Source organism: Chrysiogenia bacterium, from assembly GCA_020434085.1.
GTDB lineage: Bacteria > JAGRBM01 > JAGRBM01 > JAGRBM01 > JAGRBM01 > JAGRBM01.
In genome coordinates, this window is record JAGRBM010000500.1 from 1 (window position 1) to 4,928 (window position 4,928).

At 62.7% G+C, this 4,928-nt stretch carries 4 protein-coding genes; 2 read left to right on the top strand and 2 right to left on the bottom strand.

Features of this window, described 5'->3' with window-relative positions:
- Window positions 1-1,105 (top strand): nitrite reductase (locus tag KDH09_16890; GenBank protein MCB0221376.1); only part of this gene is annotated, 1,105 nt, incomplete at its 5' end.
- Window positions 1,106-1,213: 108 nt separating this feature from the next.
- On the opposite strand, the gene KDH09_16895 is transcribed toward KDH09_16890, so the two are convergent.
- Window positions 1,214-1,915 (bottom strand): Crp/Fnr family transcriptional regulator, encoded by a 702-nt coding sequence (locus KDH09_16895; GenBank protein ID MCB0221377.1) that lies wholly within the window; start codon window positions 1,913-1,915, stop codon window positions 1,214-1,216.
- 214 nt (window positions 1,916-2,129) lie between these two features.
- On the opposite strand from KDH09_16895, the gene KDH09_16900 reads away from it, so the two are divergent.
- A complete protein-coding gene (locus KDH09_16900; protein ID MCB0221378.1) occupies window positions 2,130-3,344 on the top strand; it encodes an NnrS family protein in 1,215 nt (404 codons plus the stop codon).
- Between the two features lies 1 nt (window position 3,345).
- On the opposite strand, the gene KDH09_16905 is transcribed toward KDH09_16900, so the two are convergent.
- Window positions 3,346-4,928 (bottom strand): hypothetical protein (locus KDH09_16905; GenBank protein MCB0221379.1); only part of this gene is annotated, 1,583 nt, incomplete at its 5' end.

The window sequence follows — 4,928 nt, forward strand, 5'->3', positions numbered from 1 at the left end:
CTCCACCGGTCGCTACTTCTACGTGGTGGGCCGCGACGGTCGCATCTCCCTGATCGACCTGTGGACCAAGGAACCCTCCCTGGTCGCCGAAGTGAAGCCCTGCATCGACGCCCGCTCCGTGGACGCCAGCAAGTACAAGGGCGGCCACGAAGGCGGTTTCTTCAGCAATCTCTTTGGTGGCGGCGAATCCAAGGTGACTGCCGATTTCAGCGACAAGCTGGCCATCATCGGTTGCTACTGGCCCCCGCATTTCGCGGTTGTCGACGGCCTGACGCTCGAGCCCAAGAAGCTCGTCCGCACTGCCGGCTACACCTACGACACCAACGAGTATCTGCCCGAGGTTCGCGTGGCCTCCATCGTGGCCTCGCATTTCGATCCCCTGTGGGTCGTGAGCCTCAAGGAATCGGGCTATGTCGCGCTGGTCGACTACTCGGACGTGGACAACCTCGAGGTCACCATGATCGAGTCCGAGCGCTTCCTGCATGACGGTGGCTGGGATTCGACGAAGCGGTATTTCCTGGTGGCCGCCAACATGCGCGACACTGTCTCCGTCATCGACGTGAAGGAGAAGAAGCTCGTCACGAACATCAAGACCGGCAAGAAGCCCCACCCCGGTCGCGGTGCCAACTGGATCGATCCGGTCTACGGGCCGGTCTGGGCCACCACCCACATCGGTGAAGGTCGCATGTCGGTCATCGGTACCGATCCCGAGAATCACCCGAAAAGTGCGTGGAAGGTCGTTCGCGACATCAAGCTCAAGGGCCGCACCGGTGGGTTGTTCGTCAAGACTCATCCCAACTCCCCGTGGGTGTGGACCGATGCACCGCTCAATTCCGACAGCGACGAGATCCGCAGCATCTGCGTGCTCAGCAAGGTCAAGGGCGAGATGGAAAAATGCTTCCAGGCCACCGACCATGGCCGCATCGTCCACTTTGAATACAACAAGGCCGGCGATGAGGTGTGGGTCTCCGTGTGGGACAAGGAAGGCGAGCTGCTGATCTACGACGACAAGACGATGGAACTGAAGAAGAAGATCACCGGCGACTGGCTGGTGACTCCCACGGGCAAGTTCAACGTGAATAACACGCGGGACGACGTCTACTAAGGCTCCATCGAGATACCGCCTCGAGGGGGTGCCTCTCTAGAAGAAAGCCCCGCCCGGGAAACCGGGCGGGGCTTTTGTTTTGCCTGGAATGTGGAATTGCGAACCGATTCAGGGTTGCTGGCTCAATCGCTCAAGTTGCGTCGGATCCTTGATCACGAACTCTTCTTCCTCGGTCACCAGAAGCCCCTGCTTGGACCATTTTGAAAGCGTCCGGATCGAGGTCTCCACGGTCGTCCCCACCATGTCGGCAATTTCCTGACGGGTGAGCAGCCGCGGCATCCGCAACTCTCCGTCCTTACGACCGCCGACAAGGTCTTCGAGCCACAGGAAGAGCAACGCAATCCGGGTTTCCACGCTTGAAACCGTCCGGGTCTGCCAGTCGCGCGCGGTGCGCATCCGGCCGCCAACCTCACGGGAGTAGTTGAGCCCAAGCTCGGGATGCTCGCGGAGCATGGCAATGAATTCCTTGCCGGGAAAGCTCAGGAGTTCCACATGCGTGGCCGCCATGGCCGTTGCCGGCATGGGGCGCTGGTCGAGCACCGCCACGGCGCCCACCAGGTCTCCGGGACCTCGCAGGTCAAAAAGCACGGTCTTTCCCGCCACGGTCTCGCGAAGGATCTTCACCCAGCCCTCACGGACCAGGAAAATGCTGTTGATGTCATCGGCTTCGGAAAAAATCCGGCCGGCGCGGTCGTAGGATGCCGCAGAAGCGCTGGCAGCCAGACGCTCGCAAACATCGCCATCGACTCCCTTGAACAGCGACAGGCTGCTCAGATACGCCCGGAGATCCGTGTCATGCCCCTCGGCCACAGTGTGTCTACGCCTTTTCCCGGCCCATTTGAGCTACATCATACTGCAGCGGGGCCCCTGTGAGGTCGAATGGATGGGTGCGTGAGGCCTTGCCCGGACTGCAATCGTTCACCCCTGAACCCCATGCAGCCGCCTTCCATCAAGGCCACGCGACCACCTCTTTAGCGTACCGGGCGATACCCGTAAATGAGACAGCAGGAGCGATCTGCAGGCCATGAGTGATAATCCAGTGGAGACATCCAAGAACGCTTTCACACCCCGCACAGAGCTCTGGCGCGAGCCCTACCGCGCGTTTTTTGGCTTCGGGAGCCTCTATGCGCTGGGCTTTTTTGTGCTCTGGGGACTCCAACTGCGGGCCTGGGCCCTGGGGGTTGATCCGCCGGCCCCCGGGCTGGGAATCGCCCAGCACGCCCACATCGTCATCTGGGGCATCGTAGGGGCCTATGTATTCGGCTTTGCCCTGACGGCCTATCCCAAACAGAACGATGGCCCTTCCCTGCCCAAGCGTCTCCTGCAGGGGCTGTGGGCTCTCTTTGTCACCGCGCAGGCCGGCCTCGTTGCGGCATGGATCTTTGGATTCGGCAGCCTGCTCACGCCTGCTCTGCTGCTAGAAACCGCAGCTTATGTGCTGCTGTTTTCCTACCTCGCTCCCATGGGAATCCGGCAGATCGGCCAGCGTCTATGGGTGCAGGCACTTGGCGTGCTGGTCGCCCTAGCAACCGGGATCATCGCGCTTGTCCTGCACGGATTCGGCCCGCCCACCCTCCAGTGGGCGGCCGTTCATCTGGCCCTGTGGAACTACCTGCTGTTCCTGATCGCCTCTTTCGTCTATCGCTTGCTGCCCTTCTTCACGAGCCGCGTATGCGACTACGAGATGAACCGCGGTCGATTCTTTCTCCCCGTTCTCTGGGTGCTGCTTCTCGCCAAAACACTGGTTGTGCCTGCGGGTTCCGAACTCGCGAGCAGAGCGATCGATGCCGCGGCCTTTGCCTGGTGCTTTGCCGAATGGGTGCGCTACGCACCCGGGCTGGGCGTGCGTGTCCCCATGGTCTCAGTCCTCCATCTGGGCTGGTGCTGGGTCATGGGCGCCCTGGCCCTGGGCGCAATCAACCCTGGAATCCTGCAGATCCACATGCTGACCGTTGGCGGGGTCGTAGGATTTCTGATGGCGATCAGCACCCGCGTGAGCCTGGGCCACGGCGGTCGCCCCATCGTGCTTGGAAAGGCCGCCATCGCGGCCATTGTGCTTGTCCAGTTCGCCACCCTTGCGCGGGTTCTGGCCCCAACACTGCTACCCGACGTGAATGCCTATCAGCTCTACCACGTCAGCGCGCACCTGCTGGCGCTGGCCTTTCTCATCTGGGTGATCCGCTTTGGACCGATTCTCGTGCTGGCGAAGATCCCGCCGAAGAAGGAATGCCCGGTCTGATTCAATCGTGCCGTGTCAGTGCGGCGAAGACCTGCGGCAGTTTCAGCGGCAGGGTCTCAGGATTGAGATGAATGGCGTGGTGCTGCCGGAAGAGCAGCTTGAGCTGGGGCCCCACTTCCCGGTCCAGTGTGAGGCAATAGGGAATGATCCCCGCCCGGCGGGCCTCATCGAGCGCTCGCCGGGTGTCGGCCAGTGCGTAACTTCCCTCATATCCGTCTTCGTCCTGCGGACGCGCATCGCTGAGAATCAGCAGCAGCTTGTGCTGGCAGGCGCGCTTCTGCAGGGCTGCCGATGCGTGGCGTAAAGCGGCTCCCAGCCGCGTGAAAGCCTGCGGTTCGCAAGCGTCCATGCGCGCAAAGACTTCGTCGGTCCACTGCTCTTCGAAACGCTTGAACTCCACGATGCGCACGTTGCCCGGCCCGCTTCCTGAAAAGCCGAGGATCTCGACCTCATCGCCCAGAACGCGTTGCCCCATGGCAAAGAGGGCCGCACTCTCCATGCCGATCTCGAAGGCCCGCCGGTGACCGAGCCATTGCTCGGTGCTGGCGCTCACATCGATGAGCAAGGTAACCGCGACGGAGCGATCCATACGAATGTGCTGCTCGTAGAGGTTCTCGCTCATACTGCCGCCAAGACGCATCTGCACGCTCTGATCGACGAAGGCATCCAGGTCGATTGAGTCGCCGTCGGGCTGGCGCCCTACGCGCCGGGGAATCGGACGCAGGGAATCGAAGAGGCGAATCACCTCGCGCACGACCTGGCGGCGCGTTGCGAGTCCCTCGAGCACGCGGTTGCTGCGCGCATCGCCATGGGTTCGCGGGGTTTCCGGAAAAACCTGGCAGTAGCGGCGCCGGTAGCTCCCCTGCCCCGCGTCCCATTCATCGTAGCGAATACCGCCCTCACCGGGGCTGGAGAGCGCCGGCGTCGATTCGGTCTTCACAGCATGAAGAACCGGCGTGCGGGTACGAACCAGATCCATTGGCCCCGGGGGCGGTTCTTCTTCCCCGCTGGACGCCATCTCGTCACGCTTTTCGCCCGCCCACCGCCGGGTCATTTCCTCTTCGGATTCGGCGCGCTCGATGCGCAGGCCGCGGTCGTCTTCGGTGCGATTGAGGCGATTTTGCTCGCGGGCGGTGGATTCCGAACCGGTGATCTCTTCGCCCTGGCCCGATGACTTCACATCCTCGCTTTCAACCGGCTCCGCTTCAGTCAGCAGACGCACGGTGAGTGCCGGATAAAGCAGGCGGTCGCCGTCCTCGAAAGACTTCGCGCGCGCCAGGCGGCTCCGGTAGCCGGGCCATTCGGCCAGGATCCGGCCCTCAAGCTCGGCCGCCTCCGGCCATGCGAGCGCTTTGTCGGGATAGGCAGGCGAGTAGGAGAGCGCCTCGGCAATGGCGAGGAGCTGGTGGCCGTGGAAGACAGAGCGCGCCTCTATGGGAAGCGCGCGGCTCAACCGAACCGGCAGGCAGACCCGGTCCAGACGGCTCGTGCCGTCGGGCAATGTTGTGAAGTTGAGCTCGTCGCCTGCCGCCAGCGCCACGCTGCGACGGAAGGCCACGGCGGCAATGGGGCGAAGGGTTTCGA

Excerpts from the sequence above, each read along its gene's own strand:
- KDH09_16900 (MCB0221378.1), top strand. The coding sequence starts at position 2,130 with ATGAGTGATAATCCAGTGGAGACATCCAAGAACGCTTTCACACCCCGC.